This window comes from Leclercia sp. UBA5076 (assembly GCF_002416465.1).
Lineage (GTDB): Bacteria > Pseudomonadota > Gammaproteobacteria > Enterobacterales > Enterobacteriaceae > Enterobacter.
Window position 1 is genome coordinate 284,123 of sequence record NZ_DIAO01000008.1, and the last position, 24,476, is coordinate 308,598.

General features: G+C 55.4%; 24 protein-coding genes. 3 read left to right on the forward strand and 21 right to left on the reverse strand.

The window, feature by feature from the left end; translation table 11 throughout:
- Positions 1-30: 30 nt before the first annotated feature.
- From ycfP to hinT, 6 genes are read right to left on the reverse strand one after another with little or no spacing between them, the layout of a single operon-like run.
- Positions 31-573: an alpha/beta hydrolase YcfP gene (gene ycfP, locus B3X29_RS08835; protein WP_103179108.1), complete on the reverse strand. Its 543-nt coding sequence runs from the start codon at positions 571-573 to the stop codon at positions 31-33.
- Positions 574-607: 34 nt separating this feature from the next.
- Positions 608-1,633 (reverse strand): beta-N-acetylhexosaminidase, encoded by a 1,026-nt coding sequence (nagZ, locus tag B3X29_RS08840; protein ID WP_159339144.1) that lies wholly within the window; start codon positions 1,631-1,633, stop codon positions 608-610.
- Positions 1,634-1,644: 11 nt separating this feature from the next.
- The gene (thiK, locus tag B3X29_RS08845; RefSeq protein ID WP_159339329.1) at positions 1,645-2,469 is read right to left on the reverse strand and encodes a thiamine kinase; all 825 of its coding nucleotides are present in this window, start codon (positions 2,467-2,469) and stop codon (positions 1,645-1,647) included.
- Positions 2,450-3,100, reverse strand: a complete 651-nt coding sequence (gene lpoB / locus B3X29_RS08850) for a penicillin-binding protein activator LpoB (RefSeq protein ID WP_103179105.1) — start codon at positions 3,098-3,100, stop codon at positions 2,450-2,452. Before lpoB ends, thiK begins: the two co-directional genes overlap by 20 nt.
- Before the next feature lie 10 nt (positions 3,101-3,110).
- On the reverse strand, positions 3,111-3,479 hold the full coding sequence (locus tag B3X29_RS08855; protein ID WP_103179104.1) for a YcfL family protein: 369 nt from the start codon (positions 3,477-3,479) through the stop codon (positions 3,111-3,113).
- A 1-nt stretch (position 3,480) separates the two neighbouring features.
- Positions 3,481-3,840, reverse strand: coding sequence for a purine nucleoside phosphoramidase (gene hinT / locus B3X29_RS08860; protein WP_139156331.1), 360 nt, complete (start codon positions 3,838-3,840; stop codon positions 3,481-3,483).
- 351 nt (positions 3,841-4,191) lie between these two features.
- Here hinT and fhuE point away from each other — a divergent pair, with 351 nt between their 5' ends.
- Positions 4,192-6,381, forward strand: coding sequence for a ferric-rhodotorulic acid/ferric-coprogen receptor FhuE (fhuE, locus tag B3X29_RS08865; RefSeq protein ID WP_156654286.1), 2,190 nt, complete (start codon positions 4,192-4,194; stop codon positions 6,379-6,381).
- Between the two features lie 205 nt (positions 6,382-6,586).
- Here fhuE and ptsG read toward each other — a convergent pair whose 3' ends face one another.
- The 14 genes from ptsG to yceD form a co-directional block, all read right to left on the reverse strand.
- Positions 6,587-8,020: a PTS glucose transporter subunit IIBC gene (gene ptsG, locus B3X29_RS08870; protein ID WP_156654285.1), complete on the reverse strand. Its 1,434-nt coding sequence runs from the start codon at positions 8,018-8,020 to the stop codon at positions 6,587-6,589.
- A gap of 297 nt (positions 8,021-8,317) precedes the next feature.
- Positions 8,318-9,112 carry a metal-dependent hydrolase gene (locus tag B3X29_RS08875; RefSeq protein WP_103179099.1) on the reverse strand — a complete coding sequence of 265 codons (795 nt, stop codon included), beginning with the start codon at positions 9,110-9,112 and terminating at the stop codon, positions 8,318-8,320.
- A 10-nt stretch (positions 9,113-9,122) separates the two neighbouring features.
- Complete coding sequence (gene holB, locus B3X29_RS08880) at positions 9,123-10,127, reverse strand: DNA polymerase III subunit delta' (RefSeq protein ID WP_159339145.1); 1,005 nt, start codon at positions 10,125-10,127, stop codon at positions 9,123-9,125.
- Entirely contained in the window at positions 10,124-10,765 is a 642-nt protein-coding gene (gene tmk, locus B3X29_RS08885) for a dTMP kinase (RefSeq protein ID WP_156654283.1), read from the reverse strand. Before tmk ends, holB begins: the two co-directional genes overlap by 4 nt.
- Positions 10,755-11,777: a cell division protein YceG gene (gene yceG / locus B3X29_RS08890; RefSeq protein WP_103179096.1), complete on the reverse strand. Its 1,023-nt coding sequence runs from the start codon at positions 11,775-11,777 to the stop codon at positions 10,755-10,757. The genes tmk and yceG overlap by 11 nt, the downstream gene beginning before the upstream one ends.
- A gap of 2 nt (positions 11,778-11,779) precedes the next feature.
- Complete coding sequence (gene pabC / locus B3X29_RS08895; protein WP_103179095.1) at positions 11,780-12,589, reverse strand: aminodeoxychorismate lyase; 810 nt, start codon at positions 12,587-12,589, stop codon at positions 11,780-11,782.
- Positions 12,590-12,712: 123 nt separating this feature from the next.
- Positions 12,713-13,954: a beta-ketoacyl-ACP synthase II gene (gene fabF, locus B3X29_RS08900; protein WP_103179094.1), complete on the reverse strand. Its 1,242-nt coding sequence runs from the start codon at positions 13,952-13,954 to the stop codon at positions 12,713-12,715.
- A 91-nt stretch (positions 13,955-14,045) separates the two neighbouring features.
- Positions 14,046-14,282 (reverse strand): acyl carrier protein, encoded by a 237-nt coding sequence (acpP, locus tag B3X29_RS08905; protein ID WP_000103754.1) that lies wholly within the window; start codon positions 14,280-14,282, stop codon positions 14,046-14,048.
- Between the two features lie 154 nt (positions 14,283-14,436).
- Positions 14,437-15,171, reverse strand: a complete 735-nt coding sequence (gene fabG / locus B3X29_RS08910) for a 3-oxoacyl-ACP reductase FabG (RefSeq protein WP_103179093.1) — start codon at positions 15,169-15,171, stop codon at positions 14,437-14,439.
- 13 nt (positions 15,172-15,184) lie between these two features.
- Positions 15,185-16,114, reverse strand: coding sequence for an ACP S-malonyltransferase (gene fabD, locus B3X29_RS08915; RefSeq protein WP_103179092.1), 930 nt, complete (start codon positions 16,112-16,114; stop codon positions 15,185-15,187).
- Positions 16,115-16,128: 14 nt separating this feature from the next.
- Entirely contained in the window at positions 16,129-17,082 is a 954-nt protein-coding gene (locus B3X29_RS08920; protein WP_103179091.1) for a beta-ketoacyl-ACP synthase III, read from the reverse strand.
- 6 nt (positions 17,083-17,088) lie between these two features.
- Complete coding sequence (plsX, locus tag B3X29_RS08925) at positions 17,089-18,123, reverse strand: phosphate acyltransferase PlsX (RefSeq protein ID WP_201304714.1); 1,035 nt, start codon at positions 18,121-18,123, stop codon at positions 17,089-17,091.
- A gap of 79 nt (positions 18,124-18,202) precedes the next feature.
- Entirely contained in the window at positions 18,203-18,376 is a 174-nt protein-coding gene (gene rpmF / locus B3X29_RS08930) for a 50S ribosomal protein L32 (RefSeq protein ID WP_003857964.1), read from the reverse strand.
- A 16-nt stretch (positions 18,377-18,392) separates the two neighbouring features.
- A complete protein-coding gene (gene yceD / locus B3X29_RS08935; RefSeq protein ID WP_103179089.1) occupies positions 18,393-18,914 on the reverse strand; it encodes a 23S rRNA accumulation protein YceD in 522 nt (173 codons plus the stop codon).
- A 141-nt stretch (positions 18,915-19,055) separates the two neighbouring features.
- Between yceD and B3X29_RS08940 the strand changes: the two genes are divergently transcribed.
- The gene (locus tag B3X29_RS08940; protein ID WP_156654281.1) at positions 19,056-19,640 is read left to right on the forward strand and encodes a Maf family protein; all 585 of its coding nucleotides are present in this window, start codon (positions 19,056-19,058) and stop codon (positions 19,638-19,640) included.
- A gap of 80 nt (positions 19,641-19,720) precedes the next feature.
- Here the strand turns inward: B3X29_RS08940 and rluC are convergent, their stop codons facing one another.
- Positions 19,721-20,668 (reverse strand): 23S rRNA pseudouridine(955/2504/2580) synthase RluC, encoded by a 948-nt coding sequence (gene rluC / locus B3X29_RS08945; RefSeq protein WP_103179087.1) that lies wholly within the window; start codon positions 20,666-20,668, stop codon positions 19,721-19,723.
- Between the two features lie 571 nt (positions 20,669-21,239).
- On the opposite strand from rluC, the gene rne reads away from it, so the two are divergent.
- Positions 21,240-24,455 carry a ribonuclease E gene (gene rne, locus B3X29_RS08950; RefSeq protein WP_103179086.1) on the forward strand — a complete coding sequence of 1,072 codons (3,216 nt, stop codon included), beginning with the start codon at positions 21,240-21,242 and terminating at the stop codon, positions 24,453-24,455.
- Positions 24,456-24,476 lie beyond the last annotated feature (21 nt).

Consider the following 24,476-nt stretch of genomic DNA (forward strand, 5'->3'; position numbering starts at 1 on the left):
CGTGGCCGGGCTTAGTTGAAAAAATGAGCCTTATCCTAAAGTCTTGAACGCTTTGATCCGCTGCAGATGAGGGGCGATATTTTTGAACTTGTGGGTCTGCTCTTCATCCCAGACAATTTCGTAGTAGTGGTGCAGCAGCTCCGCGGCTCGCGGGCTGTTCAGCGCCTCATCGTTGCGGGAGAGGATCACCAGACAGCGATCGCGGTTCTTCTCGCGAAAGTTGCTCACGCACTTGGTGGCGATATCAACGTACTCTTCCGGCCGGTCGATCTTGCCTTCCATGTTCTCGTTCGGGAACAGGTTAGGGTTGAACACCACCTGGCGGATATCACACAAGAACCCTATGCGCTCCGCCCAGTAGCCTCCCAGACCGACACCACAGATCAACGGGCGCTCGTCAACGTTCAGCTGCAGCATCTTGTCCACTTCTTTCAGCAGATGCTGCATATCATGTTTCGGATGGCGCGTACTGTAGCTAATCAGCCGCACATCCGGATCGATAAACTGCAGTTGCAGGACCTTCTCGTGATTCCCGGGACTGTTCGAATCAAAACCGTGCAAATAGATGATCATCGTATCCTCGTCACACTACGCTTGTCAGGAGGGATCATTGCCCCGCTTTATGCGCTTCCCAGCGCTCATGAAGCGCTTCAAGTTGAGCATTGACGGCTTTCCAGCGTGCTGAATCCCGCAGTTCCTGACGGCTAAAAGAACCTTTATGATACAATTGTGTAACACGTTCAGCCTTGATCGGCGACAGGTTATCTAACACGCTTACTGCGCCTTTACGATTATTGCAGACCAGGATCATATCGCAACCTGCATCCAGCGATGCCTGACCGCGTTCAGCGTAGCTCCCCATGATCGCCGCCCCTTCCATCGACAGATCGTCGGAAAAAATCACGCCATTAAAACCGAGTTCCTGGCGCAGGACGGTTTTTAGCCAGTGCGGCGAGCCGCTGGCCGGACGCGGATCGACGTCGGCATAGATCACGTGCGCGGGCATGATGGCATCAAGCTTATTGTCGCTGATAAGCGATTTAAAAATCGACATATCCCTGGCGCGGATCTCCGCCTGTGGCCGTGGGTCACGCGGGGTCTCTTTGTGGGAATCTGCCGTAACGGCGCCATGACCCGGAAAGTGTTTCCCCGTGGTTTTCATCCCGGCTTCGTGCATGCCGTCGATAAAGCGGGTCGCCATTTGCAGCGCCTTCTGCGGTTCGTCATGGTATGCACGCTCACCGATGGCGGCGCTGATATGGCCGACGTCCAGCACCGGGGCAAAGCTGATATCAATATCCATGGCAATCATCTCGCTTGCCATCAGCCAGCCCGCCTCCTGCGCCAGCTTGCCCCCCTCTTCCAGCCCAAGCAGCGCGGCAAACGACTGGGCAGCGGGCAGACGGGTAAAGCCGTCGCGGAATCGCTGCACGCGGCCTCCCTCCTGATCCACCGCCACCACCAGCCGGTGACGGGAGGCCTCCCGGATCTGGCGAACCAGCTCGCGCAGCTGCGCCGGATCGTGATAATTACGCGTAAACAGGATCAAGCCGCCTACCAGCGGGTGCGCCAGAATTTCGCGCTCCTCCGCATCCAGCTCATAACCTTCCACATCCAACATGACCGGACCCACACGAACCTCCCTTATTCTGTTGTTTCTAACTGGCGCCAGATCTCATCGGCCAGCGTCATAAATTGTTTATCTTGTGATTGCTGCCAGCGTAGCTCAAACCAGCCTGCCATCAGCATCAGTACCCAGGGACGCCAGCGCTTCACCTGGCGTTGCAACTGCGTCAGGTCAAGCTGAGCAGCATGGGCGTAAGCGGCGAGCAGCTGCTGACGCTCTGCGTCACTGTCCGTCCAGACGCTTGCCAGCTCCAGGGCCACATCTCCGTCACCCGCGTACTCCCAGTCCAGCAGCCGGATACCGGCATCCGTATGCACGATATTACCGGCATGAACGTCCATGTGCAGCGGCGCCAGCCGCAGTGGGCGCGGCTCCCCCCGTTTTTGCAGACGTTTGTGCCATCGCAGCCATAGCGGCGTGCGCCGGGTGGGCGAGGCCTGGAGCCAGTACTGCTCCAGTAGCGGCATCAGGGTGATACGCCAGCCAAACACGGGCTGTTGATGGAGATGATACAGCATCCAGGCCAGTGCGGGTGCAGCGGGCAACCTGGTTTTGACCTCCCCCGCCAGATAGTCCACCGCTATCCAGCCCGGACTGTAAAAGTGCGGCTGAGGAGCAATGTCGGCGGGAAGATGGCGCAGGGCATGGTACTGACGGCGAAAATGAGCAGGCGTTGCCAGGGCATCATGACGCTGGCGTAGCACCAGACGACGCGCAGCATGCTCAATAATGCAGCTCGCGCCGCTCAACCCGGTATGGGACGGCGGCGCGACGATGCGAAACTGCGGAAAATAGCGCGACAGCAGCGTGTCGCGCGTCAGGTTACTGTTGCTGAACTGCACCTTTACCCGACCAGATAATCTCACCTGTCTGAACCAGCATCAGCTGCATTTGCAGCGCCGGGGAATTGACGTTGCCGGTTGCGCTGGAGTAAAGCACATACTGCGCGCCCACGTTACGGGCAATGCCGATGGCTTTACTGCGTGAGCCCAGGCTGTCCTGCGGGGAAAGGCCCAACTGCTGCTTGGCGACAGCAAGCTGCTGCGCAGACACCAGCGTAAATTTGCCGTTATTGGCCAGCGCATTACGCAGCGTTTCGGTCGCCTCACCAGCATTCAGGCTGCCGTTAGTGCGGTTGTTGACGCTGTCCACCAGCAGCACGCTGCCTGCGTTAACGCCCTGCGCCTGGAGCATCTTACCGACCATAGGCTGCATTGCGCCGTTCCAGTCGTAGTGACGTTCACGCGGTGCAGGCTGGGCGGGCTCTTCCTGATGCTCTATCGGACCAGGCTGCGCGGGAACGCTCGGCACGGTAGGAACAACAGGAACCGGCTGGGTTGGCTGAACCGGCTGCTCGACGCCCGGTTTGACCTCTTCCACCGGTGCTGGTGGTTGCTCAGTGCGGCTAATACAGCCCGACAGGAACAGTGCAAAAGCCGTGACAAGCGCGTAACGACCGATCTGTTTAATCAAAATTCACCCCTCAGAGATATAAATAAAGTCTGACCTTATGCGCACCCAGATAATTTGCGCTGCCATATAGCTTAACCGACGATTTTGCCGGAATGGTTACGCTGCGCGGCGCCTCAAGTGGATGCATTTCCAGGCCGCGGGCGTCATACCAGAAAAAACGGTAGTGTACGGTAACTGGCGCATCTCTTTCATTGAACAGCACAGAGGAGGCGGACGGTTGAATTTCGCTGACCGACAGCGAAGGCTGATCGGCGGTAATCCCTGCCGCCAGCACCGATGACTCCATAACCAGCGTTTGATCGTCATTAACGGGAATCGACGGTTGCGAACTGCATCCCGCCAACGCTATCACCAGCGCCGCCATCCATCCTCTTTGCATCTTAAAGACCTTTATGCGCCAGCATCGGGCCCAGCGGACGACCGCCCAGCAGATGCATATGAATGTGATAAACTTCCTGACCACCGTGGCGGTTGCAGTTCATGATCAAACGGTAACCGTCCTCGGCAATGCCTTCCTGCTCAGCAATTTTCGCTGCTACTGTCAGCATACGGCCTAATGCCAGTTCATGCTCAGTTTTCACGTCATTAACCGTCGGAATCAGAATATTAGGAATAATGAGGATGTGCGTAGGCGCCTGGGGGGAGATGTCGCGAAAAGCGGTAACCAGTTCATCCTGATAGATGATATCTGCCGGGATCTCGCGGCGGACAATTTTACTGAAAATGGTTTCTTCAGCCATGAGGTTTTCCTTATTCATTAGTCTGGCGACGAGCCCGGAAACAACCCGCCCGGTGCAGGCGCAATATTTTGTGGCAAGACTAAAGAGTATGAGCGACTTTCTCCTGTCCTTTCAACCTTATCCCACGAATTCTTTGCGTGTGCGGCCCGATTTGCTCGCGGAGTAACCACCTCCCCTCCACCCGCTCTGAAACATTATTTCACTTACCGCCGCAACATCTGTTTACAGTGATAAATCGAATGCGTATATTTCGCATTTGCATTTTCATGCGCAATTTATACCTAGAAAAATGATTTCAGTCCGTCGATACGGGACTGATGCACACCATTCACCGTTCATAAGGGTTTAATGATGTCTTTCACCATTCAATCCAGGGAAGGGCAATCCCGGTCTGTCGCAACACCTTCGTTGCTGGCAGCCTGCATTGCTATGGCATTGATGCCAACCACCGCTTTCGCCGCCTCCACCGAAGATACCGTCATTGTTGATGGTTCTTCTCAGTCGGACGCCTCCGCTGATGACAGCCAGGACTACAGCGTAAAAGCCACGTCCGTGGGCACCAAAATGCAGATGATCCAACGTGACATCCCGCAGTCGGTCACCATCGTCAGCGAACAACGTATGGAAGACCAGCAGCTTCAGACCCTGGGCGAAGTGATGGACAGCACGATGGGGATCAGCAAAAGCACGACTGACTCCGATCGCAGCAACTATTACTCCCGTGGTTTCGAAATCGACAACTACATGGTCGATGGCATCCCAACCTATTTTGAGTCACGCTGGAATCTGGGTGATTCCCAGTCAGATATGGCGCTGTTTGAACGCGTCGAAGTCGTGCGCGGCGCCACCGGGCTGATGACCGGGACGGGTAACCCGTCGGCGGCCATCAATATGGTGCGCAAGCATGCCACCAGCCGTGAATTTAAAGGCAACCTGTCTGCAGAGTACGGCAGCTGGAACAAGCAACGTTACGTGATGGACATGCAAAGTCCACTGACGGAAGATGGCAACCTACGGGCGCGTATTGTGGCGGGTTATCAGGACAGCGACTCCTGGCTCGACAACTACAATCAGAAGCGCACCTTCTTCTCCGGGATCCTGGACGCGGACCTGGCCACCAGCACTTCACTGTCGGCAGGCTACGAATACCAGCGTATCGACATCAATAACCAGACGTGGGGTGGTTTGCCGCGCTGGAACACCGATGGCAGCGTCAGACATTACGATCGCGCGCACAGCACCTCACCTGACTGGGCTTACAACGACAAAGAGTTCAACAAGGTCTTCTTCACGCTGAAGCAGCGCTTTGCCGACAACTGGCAGGCCACGTTGAATGCGACCCATACCGAGGCGAAATTCGACAGTAAAGCGATGTATCTCGATGCTTACGTCAATAAAAGCACCGGTATGCTGGAAGGCCCTTACGTGAACTACGGTCCGGACTACGGCTACATTGGCGGCACCGGCTGGAACAGCGGCAAGCGTAAAGTAGACGCAGTGGATCTCTTCGCTGACGGCGGCTACGAGCTATTGGGTCGCCAGCACACCATGATGATCGGCGGCAGCTTCAGCCGTCAGACGAACCGCTACACTAACTCGTGGGCCAACGTCTACCCGGAGGAGTTCGGCAGTTTCTACGACTACAACGGTTACTTCCCGGAAACCAACTGGGGATCGCAGTCGCTGGCCCAGGATGACACCACGAATATGAAATCGCTGTACGCCGCGACGCGCATTTCCCTGGCCGATCCTCTGCATTTAATTCTTGGCGCCCGTTATACCAACTGGAGCATTGAAACCCTGACCTACGGCATGGAGAAGAACCATACCACCCCTTATGCCGGTCTGGTCTACGACATCAATGACAACTGGTCAGCCTACGCCAGCTATACCTCTATCTTCCAGCCGCAGAACTACCGCGACAGCTCGGGCAAGTATCTTGATCCGATCACCGGGAATAACTACGAAGCGGGCCTGAAATCTGACTGGATGAACAGCCGTCTGACCACCACGCTCTCTGTCTTCCGCATTGAGCAGGATAATCTGGGCCAAAGCACCGGCCGGACGATTCAGGGATCAACGGATACAGCTTACGAGAGCGTAGACGGTACCGTGAGTAAAGGCGTGGAGTTTGAAATCAACGGCGCGCTGACCGATAACTGGCAGATGACCTTTGGCGCAACGCGTTACGTGGCGGAAGATAACGATGGCAAGGCGGTAAACCCGCAACTGCCGCGGACCACGGTGAAACTCTTCACCAGCTACCGCCTGCCGGCGATGCCTGAGCTGACCGTTGGCGGCGGCGTTAACTGGCAAAACAGCGTCTACACCTATCAGGACACCCCTTATGGCACCTGGCGTGCATCGCAGGGCAGCTATGCGCTGGTGGATCTCTTTACCCGTTATCAGGTCACAAAGAACTTCTCCCTGCAGGGTAATGTGAATAACCTCTTTGATAAGACATACGACACTAACATTGAGGGCGAAATTGTCTATGGCGAACCGCGTAACGTGAGCCTGACCGCAAGCTATCAGTTCTGATAAAGCATGCAGCGTCTAAGGGAGCCAAATGGCTCCCTTTTTTGTGCGCGCTGTTCGCCGGGTGGCGGCTGCGCCTTACCCGGCCTACGGTTCGTGCGGTTGTTGCCTTTGTAGGCCGGGTAAGTGTAGCGCCACCCGGCATGCCACAAACTACAGATATAAAAAAGGCAGCCATTCGGCTGCCTTAGTCTCCCCAGGTCACAACTTAGTTGCTGCGGATGTACTCATCCATTTCGGTTTTCAGGTTATCGGATTTAGTACCGAAGATAGCCTGTACACCGGAACCTGCAACAACTACGCCAGCTGCGCCCAGTTTTTTCAGACCCGGCTGGTCAACTTTCGCAACATCGGCAACGCTAACACGCAGACGAGTGATACATGCGTCCAGGTTAGTGATGTTCTCTTTACCGCCGAAGGCTGCAACCAGTGCCGGAGCCATTTCGCTGGTCGCACCCGCTTTGCTGTCTTCTGTTGCATCTTCACGACCTGGTGTTTTCAGGTCCAGCGCTTTGATCAGCACACGGAAGATGGTGTAGTACAGCACCGCGTAGCCCGCACCAACGATTGGGAACAGCCACAGTTTGCTGCTGTTACCGGACAGGACGATAAAGTCGATCAGACCGTGCGAGAAGGAAGTACCGTCACGCATACCCAGCAGGATACAGATTGGGAACGCCAGGCCAGCCAGAATCGCGTGGATAATGTACAGGATCGGCGCAACGAACATGAAGGAGAACTCGATCGGCTCGGTGATACCGGTCAGGAACGAGGTCAGCGCTGCGGAGATCATGATACCGCCCACTTTTGCACGGTTCTCTGGTTTAGCAGAGTGCCAGATTGCAATCGCAGCAGCCGGCAGGCCGTACATTTTGAACAGGAAGCCGCCAGACAGTTTGCCTGCGGTTGGGTCGCCTGCCATGTAGCGTGGGATATCGCCGTGGAAGACCTGACCCGCAGCGTTGGTGAATTCGCCGATCTGCATCTGGAAAGGAACGTTCCAGATGTGGTGCAGACCAAACGGCACCAGGCAACGCTCGATGAAGCCGTAGATACCAAACGCCACAACCGGGTTCTGGTAAGCCGCCCACTGAGAGAAGGTCTGGATAGCGGAACCAATCGGTGGCCAGATGAAGGAGAGGATCACACCCGTGAAGATCGCCGCCAGGCCAGAGATGATTGGAACAAAACGCTTACCGGCAAAGAAGCCCAGATACTCAGGGAGCTTGATGCGATAGAAGCGGTTAAACATATACGCCGCAATAGCACCCGAGATGATACCGCCCAGAACCCCGGTGTCAGCCAGGTGTTTAGCAGCGATCTCTTCCGGTGGTAAGTGCAGCACCAGAGGTGCAACCACAGCCATGGTTTTAACCATGATGCCGTAGGCAACGACAGAGGCCAGCGCAGATACGCCGTCGTTATTGGTGAAGCCAAGCGCAACGCCGATGGCGAAGATCAGTGGCATATTAGCAAAAACAGAACCGCCTGCTTCCGCCATCACATGAGAAACTACGGCTGGCAGCCAGCTGAAGTTTGCAGAACCGACGCCCAGCAGAATACCTGCGATAGGCAGTACGGATACCGGCAGCATCAGCGATTTACCGACCTTCTGCAGGTTAGCAAATGCATTCTTAAACATAATTGAGAGTGCTCCTGAGTATTTGTGCTTTTTTTACGTTTTCACGCATTGGCCCGGGGGGAGAACCGTGCCGTGGACAGGACATCTAAGCGCCCTTTATTTATTACGCAGAGTAAAATAAATCTGCGGATCTTTGTTTGACGGCTATCACGTTTCAGCGTTCGTTACCTGAAAAACTTTCAGATTTTTACAAAATAGATGTCTAAATGTTACCAGAAACGCATTCACCGCCCCTGTTTGGGCGGTGAACTTTACTCGCTTTAGCTATTAATTACGAGCCCAAAAAAAACTGACGAATCATACTGATTGCAGGCGGGAGGGGTCAATGTGAAACAGACTGGCGAAGTTATGAGTGGTAATGCGTGCCAGTTCTTCAACATCGACGCCTTTCAAAACGGCCATATACTCGGCCACATCCCGTACCATCGCGGGTTGGTTCTCTTTACCGCGGTGCGGTACCGGTGCCAGATAAGGGGAATCTGTCTCCACCAGCAGGCGATCGAGCGGGACGTATCGCGCAGCGTCGCGAAGCTGCTCTGCGTTACGGAACGTCACGATCCCGGAAAACGAGATATAAAAACCCAAATCCAGCAGTTTGCCCGCTGTTTCTCTGTCTTCAGTGAAACAGTGTAGTACGCCACCACAATCCGTCACCTTTTCTTCTGACAGGATCGCCAGCGTATCGGCACGGGCATCGCGGGTGTGGACAATCACTGGCTTGTTCAGCTCCCGGCCAATACGGATATGATCGCGGAATGATTCCTGCTGACGGGCTTTCGTTTCCGGAGTGTAAAAATAGTCCAGCCCGGTTTCACCCATCGCGACGACGCCCTCTTCCGCCGCCAGACGGCGTAAATCCTCGACATCATAGGCCTCATCCTGGTTCAGCGGATGCACGCCGCAGGAGAAAACGACATTGTCGCGCACGCCCACCAGCTCACGCATGGTGCGGTAGCCCGGTAACGTCGTGGCGACCGCCAGACAAAATTTCACATCGCGGGCTGCGGCTTTTTCCAGCACGTCATCGACGTTTTTATGCAGGGATTGATAATCCAGGCCATCAAGATGGCAGTGTGAGTCGACTAAAAACATAATGTCTCTCTCAGAGATGGGATACAGGCAGCGTTGTGCCCGGTTGCAGGTAATGCTCGATAGTGAGTAACAGGTCGGTCAGCACAAGCTCCCGATTCAGCCCCGTTACGCTGAGTAATTGTTCGCGACACTGGCATACGTCATGAAGGATAGCCCGTAATGCCACTCCTGGCAGGCGCCGGGCGAGGCTGTTTACCAGCTGCCAGGCATCGGCATTGCTGATCAAGGTCGCCCCCTGCTGAATTTTAAGGGCATCCAGCAACAATGCCGCCAGCCAGTGCAGACGATCGGGCGCCTGTTCATGATTGAGCACCGGCAGCAGACTCATCCAGTCACCACTGTCAGGTACAGCCCCAAGCGCCTGGCAAAGCTGTTCGCGTTGTACCCAGACGTTGGGCTGCAACAGCGCCAGCGCGGCTGCAGGCGCGCCGCCGCACAAACGCAGCGCGCTGAGCGCAGCTTCTTGTGACGTTGTCACTTCTCGCGCAAGCCAGCTGATAGCCCACGCCTCCTGCGGCACGTTGAGATGATGCAAGCGACAGCGGCTTCGGAGAGTCGCCAGCAACCGTCCGGGCTCACGGCAGGCCATCAGGAACCAGGTATTTTCCGGCGGCTCTTCCAGGGTTTTTAACAGCGCGTTGGCCGCAGCTTCGGTCAGCTGGGCGGCATCCTTGACCCAGACCACTTTCGCCCCGCCAAGCCGCGCGCGCTCGTAGAGCTTCTCGCTGACCGCGCGAACCGCATCAATACCCAGCGTCGTTTTGCCCTTCTCTGGCTCAAGCGCGTAATAATCCGGGTGCGTCTGCGCCTGCATCAACTGACAGCCGCGGCACTGGCCACAGCTTTTATGCCCCTGGGGTTGCTGGCACATCAGAAAACGGCTGATAGCGTAGATCAGCGCATCATCGCCCATTCCCGGCAGCGACTGGATCAGTAACGCATGATGCCCCCGACCGGACTGATAGCTGTTCACCAGCTGTTCTAAGTGCGGGCGCAACCATGGATACCATTTCATGCCTGTTGTTCCTTCAGCCAGTCGGTGACCGTTTTACGAATGGCGTCCATCACCGCTTCCAGTGGCTGGGTGGCGTCGATGGTGCGGATGGTGCTGTCCTGCGCGGCCAGCTCAAGATAGCGGGCGCGGGTACGGTTGAAGAAGTCCAGCGACTCCTGCTCAATACGATCCAGTTCGCCACGGGCGCGGGCGCGCTTCAGGCCCACTTCTGGCGTCACGTCGAGATAGAGCGTCAGGTTCGGGCGGAAATCCCCCAGCACCGCATCGCGCAGCGTGGCGAGCATCGTCTGGTCAATGCCGCGGCCACCGCCCTGGTAAGCCTGGGTGGAGAGATCGTGGCGGTCGCCGATGACCCAGCACCCACGCGCCAGCGCAGGTTTGATGACGGTTTCGACCAGCTGGACACGCGCGGCGTAGAACATCATGACTTCGGCTTTATCCGTAATGACTTCATCGCCGACCGATTTAATGTCCAGCACCAGACTACGCAGTTTTTCCGCCAGCTGTGTGCCGCCCGGTTCGCGGGTGAAGATCATCTCTTCGATGCCGCACTGTTTTAGCGTCTCGACGACCGTATCGCGTGCGGTGGTTTTCCCGGCGCCTTCCAGCCCCTCAATGACGATGTAGTTACTGCGCATTTTTTTCCTTAAGTGCCTTCAGATAGTCCTGGACCGAACGATTATGACCGGCAAGATTGGTGTTAAAAGTATGTCCACCCTTTCCGTCAGCGACGAAATAGAGATACGGCGTTTTGGCCGGATGCGCGGCGGCATTCAGCGATGCCTGACCCGGCGTGGCGATCGGCCCCGGGGGTAATCCGCTAATGACATAGGTATTATAATCCGTTGGGGTTTCGAGATCTTTACGCGAAATGTTGCCCTTGTAGTTCTCACCCATCCCGTAAATCACCGTAGGGTCAGTCTGCAGCCGCATACCGATACGCAGACGATTGATAAACACAGAGGCCACCTGATCGCGTTCGCTGGCGACCGCCGTCTCTTTCTCGACGATAGAGGCCATGGTCACGAACTGGTTCTGATCTTTATACGGCAGGTTTTCCATCCGCCCTTCCCAGGCTTTATCCACGGCTGCAACCATCTTTTTATGCGCACGCTGCAAGAGTGCTACATCGGTGGTGCCCGCGGTGTACATCCAGGTATCGGGCCAGAACCAACCCTCTATCCTGTCAGGATGCTCAAATTTCAGGGCCTCGGCGACGGCGGCATAGCTGTCGTCCGGCAACGTATGCTTGATGTAGGGCGCATCGCGCAGCTGCTTCAGGTAGTCGCTAAGACGCATCCCTTCGACAAAACGCAGCGGGAACTGCGCCTCTTTACCGCTTTCAAGCAGCTCCAGCATCTCCTTCACAGTCATTCCTGGCGTAAAGCGGTACGTACCGGCTTTAAAATGCGACAGCTCCGGCTGCACGCGTAATAACCACTGGAATACCCGCGGGCGGTTAATGATCTTGTCGCCGTACAGCTGCTCACCCAGCGCCAGCCGTCCGGTACCGGGTTTCAGGGTAAATACCGTCTCGTCGGCGATCAGGATTTTGCTCTCCGCCAGCTGGCGAACTTTCCACATCCCCACGCCAGCGGCAATGCCCAGCACGACAACGACGAGGAGAATAAAGCGCAACATTTTCTTCATGACTATCTGGTTTGCTCACACAGAGGGGCTAAAAACGAGTACAACTCACGCGATGTAAAATGGTGAGAACCATACTGGCGCACCGGCACAACAGGCATCAGCGCATTGCATACGACGATCTCGTCAGCATCGGTCAGCGCAGCCTCGCGCGCCTGCACTTCGACCACGCGAAATCCGGAGTGCGCCAGTTGCCGCAGACAAAACTGCCGCATCAGGCCGTTAACGCCAGCCTGATCCAGACAGGGGGTAAACACATCCTTACCCTGCCGCCAGAATAAATTCGCCGCACAGCATTCCGTAATGAACCCTTCGCTGTCAAGAACCAGCGCTTCATCGGCGTCGGTCTGTTCAAGATGGGAGCGAATCAGCACTTGCTCAAGCCGGTTGAGGTGTTTTATCCCCGCAAGCTGCGGATTACGTCCCAGCCTCACCGGGCTTAATGCCAGGGTAATGCCTTCCTTGCGCCAGCGATCGTAATGGGCAGGCCAGGCTGATACCGACAGAATGCGAGCCGGATCCAGGCAGCCAGACGCGCTGTATCCTCTTCCGCCGCTTCCCCGGGTAATAATGACTTTTAATACGCCCCGATCGACGCCCTGCGCCTGGCCTGTCATTTCATCTTCTAACGCTGCCCACTGGACAAAGGGAATGAACAGTTTTTCACAGGCCGTCCGCAATCGTTGCAGATGTGCCTCAAGTAAACAGACCCTGCCTTCGACAATGCGGGCCGTCGTGAAGCAGCCGTCACCAAACTGAATCGCCCGGTCACTCGCCGGAAGCTGTGCCTGCTTTATACCATTTATCAAGAACATGGTGGCTCCTTTAAGATGGTCGAATAGTCTGGCAGGAAGGATGGCTCTGGACAAGGGAAGAAAACTGAATAAAAAAGGCCCGACAAGCGGACCTTTTTTTACTGCACTAACGACTGGTTAGCGTCAGACCTTTTTAAAGATCAGAGAGCCGTTGGTGCCGCCAAAGCCGAAGGAGTTACACAGGGTGTACTCCATACCGCTGACCTGACGCGCTTCGTGCGGAACGAAGTCCAGATCGCAACCTTCATCCGGATTATCCAGGTTGATGGTTGGCGGAACAGCCTGGTCGCGCAGCGCAAGGATGGAGTAGATAGACTCTACTGCACCCGCCGCACCCAGCAGGTGACCGGTCATGGATTTGGTTGAGCTGACCATGACGCGGCGGGCTGCATCGCCAAACACAGACTTAACGGCCTGCGCTTCAGCGATATCGCCCGCAGGCGTTGAGGTACCGTGCGCGTTCACATAGCCAATCTGACCCGGCTCGATACCCGCATCACGGATAGCGTTAACCATGGCCAGCGCAGCACCTGCGCCATTCTCCGGCGGAGAGGTCATGTGATAGGCATCGCTGCTCATGCCGAAGCCAACGACTTCTGCATAAATTTTCGCGCCGCGTTTCTTCGCATGCTCGTACTCTTCAAGTACGACCATACCGGCACCGTCACCCAGCACAAAACCATCACGGTCTTTATCCCACGGACGGCTAGCCGCCTGAGGATTATCGTTGCGGGTAGACAGCGCACGCGCTGCACCGAAACCGCCCACACCCAATGGGGTGCTGGCTTTTTCTGCCCCACCAGCAACCATCGCGTCAGCATCGCCATAGGCAATCATACGCGCCGCCTGGCCGATGTTGTGCACACCAGACGTACAGGCAGTTGCAATCGAAATGCTTGGACCGCGCAGGCCATACATGATGGTCAGGTGACCTGCCACCATGTTAACAATCGTTGACGGAACGAAGAACGGGCTAATCTTACGTGGGCCACCATTGACTAAAGAGCTATGGTTTTCCTCAATTAAGCCAAGGCCGCCAATCCCGGAGCCAATAGCGGCGCCAATACGGGTTGCGTTCTCTTCCGTAATTTCAAGGCCAGAATCCTGCATGGCCTGAACGCCAGCGACAATTCCATATTGAATGAAGGCATCCATCTTGCGCTGTTCTTTGCGCGAGATGATCTCTTCACAGTTAAAATCCTTTACTAAGCCAGCAAATTTCGTTGCATAGGCGCTAGTATCGAAATGGTCGATTAGGCTAATGCCACTCTGACCGGCAAGGAGAGCTTTCCAGGTGGACTCTACGGTATTGCCGACAGGAGATAACATGCCAAGTCCGGTCACAACTACACGACGCTTAGACACGCTTGTCCTCCAGGGAGGGATAAAAAAAGAAAAACGAGGGACTACAAAAGAAAAAACTCAGGCGGTCGAATGACCGCCTGGAGATGTTCACTTACGCCTGGTGACCGTTGATGTAATCAATGGCAGCCTGAACGGTGGTGATTTTCTCAGCTTCTTCGTCCGGAATCTCAGTATCAAACTCTTCTTCCAGAGCCATTACCAGCTCAACGGTGTCAAGAGAATCTGCGCCCAGGTCTTCAACGAAAGAAGCATTGTTGGTCACTTCTTCCTGCTTAACGCCCAGCTGTTCGCCGATAATTTTCTTAACGCGTTCTTCGATAGTGCTCATACTCTTAAATTTCCTATCAAAACTCGCTTTCGCGATGGTTTTCGTAGTGTATAAAATGTTGAAAAATTTGCAACTAAATCCCGGCAGGTCTTACCACGATTTTACGTTATTTTGAGGCCAATGCCCCCAATAACGCAAATATTTTCGATCGTGATTAAACCATGTACATTCCGCCGTTGACGTGGAGAGTCTCACCAGTGATGTAACTCGCTTCGTCAGAGGCTAAAAATGCAACCGCGCTGGCGATTTCTTTAGGGTCGCCTAAACGACCCGCTGGAACTGCCGCCAGCGTACCCGCACGCTGCTCATCGGTCAGCGCACGCGTCATGTCCGTTTCAATAAAGCCCGGAGCAACAACGTTTACAGTAATTCCGCGGGACGCAACTTCGCGCGCCAGCGACTTACTGAAACCGATCAGGCCTGCTTTCGCCGCAGCGTAGTTTGCCTGACCAGCATTTCCCATGGTACCAACCACAGAACCGACAGTGATAATACGCCCATGACGCTTCTTCATCATAGCTCGCATTACCGCTTTTGACAGACGGAACACAGATGACAGGTTGGTTTCGATAATATCGTTCCACTCATCATCTTTCATTCGCATCAGTAAGTTGTCACGAGTGATTCCGGCATTATTGACCAGAATATCCACTTCGCCAAATTCTGCGCGAATATTTCCCAGAACAGATTCGATAGATGCCGGATCGGTCACATTCAACATCAGACCTTTACCGTTCGCTCCCAGATAGTCACTAATAGCCTGCGCGCCATTTTCGCTGGTAGCGGTGCCGATCACTGTCGCGCCACGCGCGACGAGGGTTTCAGCGATAGCACGACCAATACCACGGCTTGCGCCGGTGACCAGTGCGATTTTTCCTTCAAAACTCATGGTATTCCTCTTCTTACTGCGCAAGTGCCGCTGACAGTGCTTCAGGCTCGTTAATCGCCGATGCAGTCAGGGTATCAACAATACGTTTAGTCAGACCGGTGAGGACCTTACCCGGGCCCACTTCATACAGATGCTCTACGCCCTGCGCTGCCATAAATTCAACGGTTTTCGTCCACTGAACCGGGCTGTAGAGCTGGCGAACCAGCGCGTGGCGGATGGCCTCAGGCGCGGTTTCACATTGCACATCAACGTTATTGACCACTGAAATGGTCGGTGCGCTGAAGGTGATTTTTTCCAGCTCAACGGCCAGCTTGTCTGCAGCAGGCTTCATCAGCGCGCAGTGGGACGGTACGCTCACCGGCAGCGGCAGCGCACGTTTGGCGCCCGCGGCTTTACAGGCTGCGCCTGCACGCTCAACCGCCTCTTTATGGCCGGCGATAACCACCTGGCCCGGGGAGTTGAAGTTCACCGGTGAAACGACCTGGCCTTCTGCGGATTCTTCACACGCTTTTGCGATAGAAGCATCATCCAGACCAATAATGGCTGACATGCCGCCCGTGCCTTCCGGCACCGCTTCCTGCATGAATTTGCCGCGCATCTCAACCAGACGCACAGCATCCGCAAACGCAATCACACCCGCACAAACCAGCGCAGAATACTCACCCAGGCTGTGACCGGCCAACAGCGCTGGCGTTTTGCCACCCTGCTGCTGCCATACGCGCCACAGTGCGACCGATGCGGTCAGCAACGCAGGCTGCGTCTGCCAGGTTTTATTCAGCTCTTCGGCTGGCCCTTGCTGGGTCAGCGCCCAAAGGTCGTAGCCCAGCGCATCAGAAGCTTCACGAAAAGTCTCTTCGATTACCGGAAACTGCTCCGCCAATCCAGATAACATTCCCACGGCCTGAGAACCCTGGCCGGGGAATACAAAAGCAAATTGCGTCATTTTTTTTATCCTTTCTAGAAACGAACCAGCGCAGAACCCCAGGTGAAACCGCCACCGAAGGCCTCGAGCAAGACCAGTTGGCCCCGTTGAATTCGTCCATCGCGCACCGCTTCGTCAAACGCGCACGGTACTGATGCTGCAGACGTATTGCCATGACGATCCAGCGTCACCACAACGTTATCCATCGACATGCCGAGTTTCTTGGCTGTGGCGCTGATAATGCGCAGGTTAGCCTGATGCGGCACCAGCCAGTCAAGAGCGGAACGCTCCAGATTATTGGCTTCCAGCGTCTCGTCAACGATGTGTGCCAGTTCGGTCACTGCCACTTTGAAGACTTCGTTACCTGCCATAGTCAGGTAGATGGCGCTGTCCGGGTTGACACGATCCGCATTTGGCAGCGTTAACAGTTCGCCGTAGCGACCGTCAGCATGCAGATGCGTTGAGATGATGCCCGGCTCTTCAGATTGTCCTAACAGGACAGCCCCCGCACCATCACCAAAAATAATGATCGTCCCGCGATCGTTTGGATCGCAGGTGCGAGCCAGAACATCCGCGCCGATGACCAGCGCATATTTCACTGCGCCAGATTTTACATATTGATCGGCAATGCTCAGCGCATAGGTAAAGCCTGCGCAGGCAGCGGCAACGTCAAACGCCGGGCAGCCTTTAATGCCCAGCATGTTTTGCACCTGGCACGCAGCGCTTGGGAAGGCATGCGTGGCGGAAGTGGTCGCAACGATAATCAGACCGATGTCGTCTTTATCGACACCCGCCATTTCCAGCGCGCGCTGGGCGGCTTCATAGCCCATGGTGGAAACTGTTTCATCTGGCGCGGCAATACGACGTTCGCGGATACCTGTACGTGTGACGATCCACTCGTCAGACGTATCTACCATTTTTTCCAGATCGGCGTTGGTTCGCACTTGCTTTGGCAGATAGCTGCCGGTACCTAAAATCTTCGTATACATGTACGCTCAGTCACTTTTTGCTAATACAGATCCCAGGCGAGCGGCAATCCGCTGTGGGACTTGTCGCTGCACCGCCTGCACTGCCTGTTCAATGGCGACGGTAAACGCTCGCTGATTGGCCGCACCGTGACTCTTAATCACAATGCCGCGCAATCCTAACAGACAGGCGCCATTATACTGGTCGGGGTTGAGGTGACTGAATCGCCGCGCCAGGCTCTTTTGTAACCAACGCTTTAATAAAATCAGCCACCATGACCTTTTTTTACCCTCTCCCTGCGATTTAAGCAGAGAAAGAAACATCCTCACCACCCCTTCCATGGTTTTTAATGTAACGTTTCCTGTAAAGCCGTCACACACCAGTACATCCGTCTTCCCGGTCAATAATTCGTTGGCTTCGAGATATCCAATATAGTTGATGGAGTGCTCTTTTTTTAGCCACTCCGCTGCATCACGGATGCTGTCGAGACCCTTGGTCTCTTCTTCGCCAATATTTAATAAGGCAACGCGGGGATGAGAAATCCCCACCACTTCCTCTGCCAGCACCGAGCCCATGACGGCAAACTGCGCCAGCATAACGCTGTCGCAATCGACGTTCGCGCCTAAATCCAGCACTACCGTTTTGCCCTTCTGCTGATGCGGCAGTACCGTCACCAGCGCGGGACGCTCAATACCTTCAATCGGTTTGAGCAGTAATTTTGCTAACCCCATCAACGCGCCGGTATTGCCGGCGCTGACGCAGGCTTGTGCGCGGCCCTCTTTAACCAGTTCAAGCGCGATGCGCATTGAACTTCCGCGGCTGCTGCGGATCGCCTGTGAGGCCCGGACATCACTGGCAATAACTGACTGGGCAGGAATAATCTGCAGACGTGAACGTTGTTCAAAGTCAGCTTTTGCGAGTAATGGCGTGATAGCGTCGGGATTACCGACTAAAAGGAGAGCGAGTTGCGAATTAGAGTTCAGTGCCTGCAATGCTGCAGGCACTGTCACGGAAGGGCCAAAATCGCCCCCCATGACATCTAACGCCAGGGTTAGACGTGTCAAGGTATCGTCGCAGCCTGGTTCGGTATATCCCCGTTTGCACGGGGAAACCCTCACTAAGCCTAATCACGCAAACGCGTGATTACTTAGTGATAACCTTGCGGCCGCGGTAGAAACCGTCAGCAGTGATGTGGTGACGCAGGTGTTTTTCACCAGAAGTCTTGTCTACAGACAGGCTGGTAACTGCGGTCAGCGCGTCATGGGAACGACGCATGCCACGTTTGGAACGGGTTGGTTTATTCTGTTGTACGGCCATGGACCTTACTCCTTAATTACTTACGCTTTAAGCTGGCTAATACGGCAAATGGGTTTGGTTTTTGCGCTTCATCAGGCAGTTCCCCAAAGACCATGTCCGCCTCGGACACTTCACAGTGTTCAGAATCATGCACCGGAACCACTGGCAGAGCGAGGATGATTTCATCTTCAACTAACGCCAGCAGATCGATTTCACCGAATTCGTTAACCTCAATCGGCTCATACGCTTCCGGGAGTGCTTCAGCCTGTTCGTCTGAACGAACCGGACTGAAACAATATGTTGTGTGAACATGAAGTGGGAACGGTTTCCCGCAACGCTGACACTCGAGCGTAACCGAAACCTTTGCATCACCGGTTAATACGGCGAGGCGCTGGTTATCGATAGCGAACGACATGGAGCATTCCACATCACTGTCCACACTGACTACGGATTCGGCAATACGTTCAGCCTGGTCACGGGTATAAATACCTTCGTAATCGAGGCGTTTTTGAGCCGTACGAACCGGATCAAGAGTCAGGGGTAATTTTACCTTTTGCATAGGGCGCGCATATTAACTTTGTAACGTCATAGAGTCAAAGAAAAAGGCAACCTCAGGCTGCCTTTTGCCAATTATTCGCACACATTGCGGCCTGTAGTTTAAAATGGCTGGCATCGATACGCTATATCTGGTGAAAAAAATATGCCAAATCTTATTCTCGCCTCGACTTCACCCTACCGCCGCGTGTTGCTGGAAAAGCTTGGCGTACCCTTTGAATGCGCCGCGCCGAACGTGGATGAAAGCCCACAACCCGGTGAATCGCCACGGCATCTGGTGGTACGTCTGGCGCAGGAAAAAGCAAAAAGCCTGGCAGCGCAATTTCCTGACCATCTTATTATAGGTTCCGATCAGGTTTGCGTCCTGGATGGCGCTATCACGGGTAAACCGCATACCGAAGAGAAGGCGCGTCAGCAGCTGTTGAAAGCCCGCGGCAATATCGTCACGTTCTATACCGGCCTTGCTCTCTATAACAGCTCAACAGGCCATTTGCAGACGGAATGTGAGCCCTTCGACGTGCACTTCCGCCATCTCAGCGAACAAGAGATTGATGACTACGTCCGTAAAGAGCGTCCGTTAAACTGCGCGGGCAGCTTTAAGAGCGAAGGGCTGGGGATTGCATTGTTTGAGAGGCTGGACGGGCGCGACCCGAACACGCTGGTGGGATTACCGCTGATTGCGCTGTGCCAGATGCTGCGTCGGGAGCATTACAACCCGTTAATGGCCTAGCCTACTGCTTCGCCCGGCGGCGCTACGCTTGCACGGGCCTACGGTTTCCCAGGCCGGGTAAGCGCAGCGCCACCCGGCAATTAACCGCGCAGAACTTTAAGGCAGCGCTTCAGATGCTCATCCATAGGCGCTTCGATACGCATCACCTCGCCGGTACCCGGATGGGTAAACTTCAGCGCGGCGGCATGCAGAAACAGACGAGACAAGCCCGTACCCGCCAGCTGCTTATCAAACTCACGGTCGCCATAGCGATCGTCGAAGGCGATGGGGTGACCTGCATGCAGGGTGTGAACACGGATCTGATGAGTACGACCGGTCACAGGACTGCAGCGCACCAGGGTAGCGAATTCATAACGCTCTTCGACTTTGAAGCGGGTTTCAGACGGTTTGCCTTCCTGACTCACGCGAACGATACGCTCACCGCTTTGCAGAATGTTTTTCAGTAGCGGCGCCTGGACCACTTTGACATGGGACTGCCACTGGCCGCGCACCAGCGCGAGGTAATCCTTCTGCATCCCCTTCTCACGCAGCTGTTCATGCAGCGAACGCAGCGCCGAACGCTTTTTCGCCACCAGCAGTACGCCGGAGGTGTCGCGGTCAAGGCGATGAACCAGTTCAAGGAAGCGGGCTTCGGGACGCAGCGCGCGTAGGCCTTCGATCACGCCGAAGCTCAATCCGCTGCCGCCGTGAACGGCTATGCCGGAGGGTTTGTTGAGCACCAGGATATGATCGTCTTCATATAAGATCACCTCCGTCAGCGCGGCGACTTTATTCAGATGCGGCGACACCGCCTCCTCTTCCCGCTCAGCTACGCGCACGGGCGGGATGCGCACTTCATCACCCGCTTCCAGTTTGTACTCGGGTTTGATGCGCTTCTTATTCACACGCACCTCACCCTTACGCAAGATGCGATAAATCATACTCTTTGGCACACCCTTCAGTTGGGTGCGCAAAAAGTTGTCGATACGTTGCCCCGCTTCATCATCGGTAATGGCAACCATTTTTACGGCTGGAGTCTCTGTTTTCATGGGGGGCGATTCTAATTATCGGCAGCCATTAGCGCCACTCATTTTTCTATGCTTATATTTAGTTTTACCCGGTTACTGTTTCATTCACGCAATCGATTTGATGGTTATTAAACCAATCGTATGAGAGAAGTGAAAAAACTGTGAGTAACCGGGTGATAATTGGCAAAAGTCATCTTGCTATAACCCGGTTAGCAATGGAATAATGCTGCTGTTTTCCGCGTTAAATCCGGGTTTTGTAAGGATCTCGACGGAATGACCAATTTTGTCTGACCGATCATCCACGCAGCAATGGCGTAAGACGTATTGATCTTTCAGACAGTTAGCGGGCTGCGGGTTGCAGTACTTACCGGTAAATGGAATCTTCTCTGGAGAGTTTTACCCAGGCTATTCCCCTGATAATCGCGCTGTATTTCCGTATGAAATACAGGCAACCGACACTTTGCGCCTCTTAAGCGAGCGACAACCGTGAGGTTGGCGACGTGAATAGACACGAGGCCATCGGTTCATACCCCGGAAAGCGTCACCTTGCCCGCAGCTTAGTCGTCAATGTAAGAATAATGAGTAAGTTACGATGAAAAGAATGTTAATCAACGCAACTCAGCAAGAAGAGTTGCGTGTCGCCCTTGTGGATGGGCAGCGTCTGTACGATCTGGATATCGAAAGTCCCGGACACGAACAGAAAAAAGCGAACATTTACAAAGGCAAAATCACCCGCATTGAACCCAGCCTTGAAGCCGCATTTGTCGATTACGGTGCCGAGCGTCATGGTTTCCTCCCGCTGAAAGAGATCGCTCGCGAGTACTTCCCTTCCAACTATAATGCCCATGGCCGTCCTAACATCAAAGATGTTCTGCGCGAAGGTCAGGAAGTTATTGTCCAGATTGATAAAGAAGAGCGCGGCAACAAAGGCGCTGCACTGACTACCTTTATCAGCCTGGCAGGCAGCTACCTCGTGCTGATGCCAAACAACCCGCGTGCGGGAGGTATCTCTCGCCGTATCGAAGGGGACGACCGTACCGAACTGAAAGAGGCGCTGGCAAGCCTGGAGCTGCCAGACGGCATGGGTCTGATTGTCCGTACCGCAGGCGTGGGCAAATCTGCCGAAGCGCTGCAGTGGGACCTGGGCTTCCGTCTGAAGCACTGGGAAGCGATTCAGAAAGCCGCTGAAAGCCGCCCTGCTCCGTTCCTGATCCACCAGGAAAGCAACGTTATCGTGCGTGCCTTCCGCGACTATCTGCGTCAGGACATTGGCGAAATTCTGATTGATAACCCGAAAGTGCTTGAGCTGGCCCGCCAGCATATCGCTGCGCTGGGTCGTCCCGATTTCACCAGCAAAATCAAACTGTACACCGGTGAGATCCCGCTGTTCAGCCACTACCAGATTGAATCGCAGATTGAATCCGCCTTCCAGCGTGAAGTCCGTCTGCCATCCGGTGGTTCTATCGTTATCGACAGCACCGAAGCGCTGACCGCCATCGACATCAACTCCGCCCGTGCAACCCGCGGTGGCGATATCGAAGAGACGGCCTTCAACACCAACCTGGAAGCGGCCGATGAGATTGCCCGCCAGCTGCGTCTGCGTGACCTGGGCGGCCTGATCGTTATCGACTTCATCGACATGACGCCGGTACGTCACCAGCGCGCGGTGGAAAACCGCCTGCGTGAAGCGGTGCGTCAGGATCGTGCACGTATCCAGATCAGCCATATTTCCCGTTTTGGCCTGCTGGAGATGTCCCGCCAGCGTCTGAGCCCGTCACTGGGTGAATCCAGCCACCACGTCTGCCCACGCTGTAGCGGTACCGGCACCGTGCGTGACAACGAATCGCTGTCCCTCTCTATCCTGCGTCTTATCGAAGAAGAGGCGCTGAAAGAGAACACCAAAGAAGTTCACGCCATTGTGCCTGTGCCGATTGCCTCCTACCTGCTGAACGAAAAACGTGCCGCGGTAAGTGCGATCGAAGCCCGTCTGGGCGGTGTACGCTGCGTGATCGTGCCTAACGATCAGATGCAGACCCCGCACTACTCCGTGCTGCGCGTGCGCAAAGGCGAAGAGACCTCCACCCTGAGCTACATGCTGCCTAAGCTGCATGAAGAGGCGATGGCGCTGCCGTCCGAGGAAGAGTACTCAGAGCGTAAACTGCCTGAACAGCCTGCACTGGCAGCGTTTGTGATGCCAGAAGCGCCGCCTGCGCCAGCGCAGGAGACCGTGGCGGCTAAACCTGCAGCCAAACCGGCGGCAGAAGTGAGCCAACCGGCTGAACAGCCTGGTCTGCTGAGCCGCTTCCTCAGTGCGCTGAAGAAGATGTTCGCGGGTGAAGAGCCGCAGCCTGCCCCGGCACCGGTTGAGAAGAAAGAAGAGAAACAGGAGCGTTCCCCGGATCGTCGTAAGCGTCAGAACAACCGTCGTGACCGCAATGAGCGCCGCGATAACCGTTCAGAGAGCAACGAAGGCCGTGAAGGCAGCGAAAGCCGTGACAATCGTGATAACCGCGAAGGTCGCGAGCGCCGTGAAGGACGTGACGAAAACCGTCGCAACCGCCGCGAGAAGCCGCAGCAGAACGCGGAAGAGCGTGAAATTCGCCAGCCGGTCAGCGAAGAGTCTGACAAAGGCAGACAGCGTGATGAGCAGCAGCCGCGCCGCGAACGTAACCGTCGTCGTAACGATGACAAACGTCAGGCCCAGCAGGAAGTTAAAGCGCTGAATCGCGACGAAGAGACCGCTCAGGATACTGAACAGGAAGAACGCGTTCAGGTGATGCCGCGCCGTAAGCAGCGTCAGATGAACCAGAAAGTGCGTTTCCAGTCTCAGGCTGAAGAAGCTGCGGTTGAAGCGATCGCACCACAGGCCGAGCCTGCACAGCGTACCGAGCTGGCTAAAGTTGATCTGCCTGCGGTGATTGAAAACGCACCTGAGCAGGAAGAAAATGCTGAAGGCCGTGAAAACGCCGGCATGCCTCGCCGTTCACGCCGCTCTCCGCGTCACCTGCGCGTGAGTGGTCAGCGTCGCCGTCGTTATCGTGACGAGCGTTATCCGCTGCAGTCGCCAATGCCGCTGGCTATTGCCTGTGCCTCCCCAGAAATGGCATCAGGTAAAGCCTGGATCCGTTATCCGGTAGCTCGCCCTCAGGAGCCACAGTTTGAAGAGCAGACCGTCGCTCAGGAAACTGCGCTCCCTGTTGCGCCAGTCGAAGTTGAAGCGATCGCTGACGCTGCTGCCGTTGTGATCCCAGAGCCGCAGGTGGCTGAAGTTGAAACTTCACATCCGGAAGTGATTGCTGCGCCAGTGACAGAACAGCCGCAGATCGTCACTCCTGACGATGCGGTCGTCGCGAAGCAGATTGCAGAGGACGCTGCCGTAGCTGAACCTGCTGTCGAACAAGCCGCTGCCGTTGAAACGACTGAAACCACCGAAGCAGCCGTCGAGCCGCAGCCGGTCGTGGAAGTTGAAGTAGAAACGGAAGTTCAACCTGAGATTGAAATCGATGTTGAACCGGTTGAGGCCGCTGAAGTGGAACCTGAAGTCACTGACGTCGCTCACGTCGACGAGCCAGAAGTGAAGCCGGTTCCTGCAGTGAAGCCAGCGCCAGCCGCTCAGGTTCACGCTGAAGCCCATCACGCGACGGCTCCGATGACCCGTGCGCCGGCACCGGAATATGTTCCGGAAGCGCCGCGCCAGAGTGACTGGGTACGTCCGGCATTTGAATTTGACGGTAAAGGCTCTGCGGGGGGGCACAGCGCCACCCATCACGCCACTGCGCCAGCCACGCGCCCACAGCCGGCTGAATAAGCCTGCTTAAGCGCAAAAGCC

Bases quoted from the DNA above. Each gene is read 5' to 3' on its own strand.
- tmk (WP_156654283.1), bottom strand. From the start codon at position 10,765: ATGCGCAGTAACTACATCGTCATTGAGGGGCTGGAAGGCGCCGGGAAA.
- B3X29_RS08940 (WP_156654281.1), top strand. From the start codon at position 19,056: ATGCCAAATCTTATTCTCGCCTCGACTTCACCCTACCGCCGCGTGTTG.
- B3X29_RS08855 (WP_103179104.1), bottom strand. From the start codon at position 3,479: ATGCAAAGAGGATGGATGGCGGCGCTGGTGATAGCGTTGGCGGGATGC.
- yceD (WP_103179089.1), bottom strand. From the start codon at position 18,914: ATGCAAAAGGTAAAATTACCCCTGACTCTTGATCCGGTTCGTACGGCT.
- B3X29_RS08875 (WP_103179099.1), bottom strand. From the start codon at position 9,112: ATGTTTTTAGTCGACTCACACTGCCATCTTGATGGCCTGGATTATCAA.
- holB (WP_159339145.1), bottom strand. From the start codon at position 10,127: ATGAAATGGTATCCATGGTTGCGCCCGCACTTAGAACAGCTGGTGAAC.
- rne (WP_103179086.1), top strand. From the start codon at position 21,240: ATGAAAAGAATGTTAATCAACGCAACTCAGCAAGAAGAGTTGCGTGTC.
- ptsG (WP_156654285.1), bottom strand. From the start codon at position 8,020: ATGTTTAAGAATGCATTTGCTAACCTGCAGAAGGTCGGTAAATCGCTG.
- fabD (WP_103179092.1), bottom strand. From the start codon at position 16,114: ATGACGCAATTTGCTTTTGTATTCCCCGGCCAGGGTTCTCAGGCCGTG.
- rluC (WP_103179087.1), bottom strand. From the start codon at position 20,668: ATGAAAACAGAGACTCCAGCCGTAAAAATGGTTGCCATTACCGATGAT.
- acpP (WP_000103754.1), bottom strand. From the start codon at position 14,282: ATGAGCACTATCGAAGAACGCGTTAAGAAAATTATCGGCGAACAGCTG.
- fabG (WP_103179093.1), bottom strand. From the start codon at position 15,171: ATGAGTTTTGAAGGAAAAATCGCACTGGTCACCGGCGCAAGCCGTGGT.
- ycfP (WP_103179108.1), bottom strand. From the start codon at position 573: ATGATCATCTATTTGCACGGTTTTGATTCGAACAGTCCCGGGAATCAC.
- yceG (WP_103179096.1), bottom strand. From the start codon at position 11,777: ATGAAGAAAATGTTGCGCTTTATTCTCCTCGTCGTTGTCGTGCTGGGC.
- B3X29_RS08920 (WP_103179091.1), bottom strand. From the start codon at position 17,082: ATGTATACGAAGATTTTAGGTACCGGCAGCTATCTGCCAAAGCAAGTG.
- pabC (WP_103179095.1), bottom strand. From the start codon at position 12,589: ATGTTCTTGATAAATGGTATAAAGCAGGCACAGCTTCCGGCGAGTGAC.
- rpmF (WP_003857964.1), bottom strand. From the start codon at position 18,376: ATGGCCGTACAACAGAATAAACCAACCCGTTCCAAACGTGGCATGCGT.
- fhuE (WP_156654286.1), top strand. From the start codon at position 4,192: ATGTCTTTCACCATTCAATCCAGGGAAGGGCAATCCCGGTCTGTCGCA.
- hinT (WP_139156331.1), bottom strand. From the start codon at position 3,840: ATGGCTGAAGAAACCATTTTCAGTAAAATTGTCCGCCGCGAGATCCCG.